Origin of the sequence: Armatimonas sp. (genome assembly GCF_031410135.1) — a bacterium.
Lineage (GTDB): Bacteria > Armatimonadota > Armatimonadia > Armatimonadales > Armatimonadaceae > Armatimonas.
In genome coordinates, this window is sequence record NZ_JANNYP010000070.1 from 1 (window position 1) to 1,938 (window position 1,938).

A 1,938-nucleotide genomic window follows, 5' to 3' on the forward strand; every position below is an offset into this window, starting at 1 on the left:
ACGTGAACAAACTCGGCTTTATGGAACCTTCTCTGCTTGGGATTCTCTCTGTATCGAGAGAGCAAACTCAAAAATGAAGATGCCACAAGGGGGCTATCAAGTGGCATGAATGGCCTCTCAACTAAAATGGGTCACACCCGAATCAAATCAACCAGCTCATCATTTGCCATAAAAGACCTCCGTATCCCATTCTACCCCAAAGGCAAATAATTGTTTGCTACTTGCGAAGTATTTTTTTCTGCGATAGAATTCCCCTCGCGACTTTATGTAGTCTTGGGGGATTAGCTCAGCTGGGAGAGCGCTTCAATGGCATTGAAGAGGTCAGCGGTTCGATCCCGCTATCCTCCACTCCAAAACATAGAGAAAACACGGCGAGGGAACCATCCCTAGCCGTGTTTGTTTTTCAGGCTATGCCCCATAAAACTGCTCTCATCTGGTTTCGACGCACGCTTCGCCTCTCGGATAACCTAGCCTTGCTTGCCGCTCTCGATGAGTCTGAGAAAATTGTGCCGGTTTTTATTTTAGACCCCGCGATTCTCTCTCGGCCTGACACAGGCGAGCGTCGGGTTGCGTTCTTGTACGAGGGCCTGCGGGTGCTAGACGCGGCACTGAGAGAGCGTGGGAGCTACTTGGTGGTGCGACACGGCAAGCCTGACGAGGAGCTGGCACGGCTTGCCCAAGAGACTGGTGCGACAGCGGTCTATTTCTCCCGTGAGTACGGGCCACGGGGCCGTGAGCGTGACGCGACGATCTCTCAGATCCCTCTGGAGTGCCATGTCTCGTCCGACCACCTCCTCGCCGAGCCGGAGAGCATCCTGAGCAAGGCGGGAACGCCCTACACGGTCTTCACGCCCTACTTCCGTGTCTGGCAGGAGCAGGCATTTCGCACTCCCCGCCCCGCGCCAGTCCATATCCCCACGCCCCTTGGAATCGCCTCTGAGCCCTTTTCAGAGAGTTCAGGCAGTCCAGCGAGCCTTCCCGCAGGCGAGCACGCCGCTGAGACCCAGCTTGTCATGTTTTCGAGCACCTCGATGGAGAACTACGACACGCAGCGGGAGTTTCCTGCCGTCTTGGGAACGTCCCAGCTCTCTGCCTATCTCAAGTTTGGAATGCTCTCTCCCCGGCGGGCACTAGAAGCGGCGCGACGGAGCCCGAAGAGCGCGGGAAAAGATGCCTGGATTCGGCAGCTTGCCTGGCGGGATTTTTACTACCAGATCCTCTGGCACTTTCCCCACGTGGCAACGGGAAGCTTCAAGCCGCAGTTCGATGCTATCGCGTGGCACAACGAAGAGGAGTTGTTTTCAGCGTGGCAGCGTGGCGAGACGGGCTACCCTTTTATTGATGCTGCGATGCGCCAGCTTGCGCAGACAGGCCAGATGCACAACCGGGCACGCATGGCAGTCGCTTCATTTCTCACCAAAGACCTGCTCTGTGACTGGCGCTGGGGCGAGCAACACTTTATGCAGCAGCTTTTAGACGGCGACCAGGCGGCTAACAACGGCGGCTGGCAGTGGGCGGCTGGCACAGGAACCGATGCCCAGCCCTACTTTCGCATCTTCAACCCGGTAAGCCAGGGTGAAAAATTCGACGCCGATGGGGCGTATGTGAAATACTGGTGCCCAGAATTGAAGCGAGTGCCCCCTAAGTGGGTTCATAAACCATGGGAGCTTTCCCTAAATGAGCAAGCGGCGGTAAACTGTACTATTGGTAAACACTATCCGGCACGACTGGTGGATCATGGGGAGCAGCGCGTGAAGGCGCTGGCGCTCTACAAAGTGGTAGCAAAGGGAAACGACGAATGAGACAACGACAATTTCTAGGGACGCTGGCCCTTCTGGCACTCGCACTGCCAGGCAAGGCGCAGCTCAGCATGCCCGATGTCCAAATCATGGTGGCACCAGGCCTCGGTGCCTGGAGCGTGGCGGCGGTCTACCCCAA

The 1,938-nt window shown here is 56.8% G+C and carries 1 protein-coding gene and 1 tRNA gene; both read left to right on the forward strand.

What is annotated here, in order from left to right; all coding sequences use genetic code 11:
* Positions 1-275: 275 nt before the first annotated feature.
* A tRNA-Ala gene (locus RMO15_RS02500) sits at positions 276-348 on the forward strand.
* 44 nt (positions 349-392) lie between these two features.
* Positions 393-1,802 carry a deoxyribodipyrimidine photo-lyase gene (locus RMO15_RS02505; protein ID WP_309707493.1) on the forward strand — a complete coding sequence of 470 codons (1,410 nt, stop codon included), beginning with the start codon at positions 393-395 and terminating at the stop codon, positions 1,800-1,802.
* The last annotated feature ends 136 nt before the right edge of the window (positions 1,803-1,938 follow it).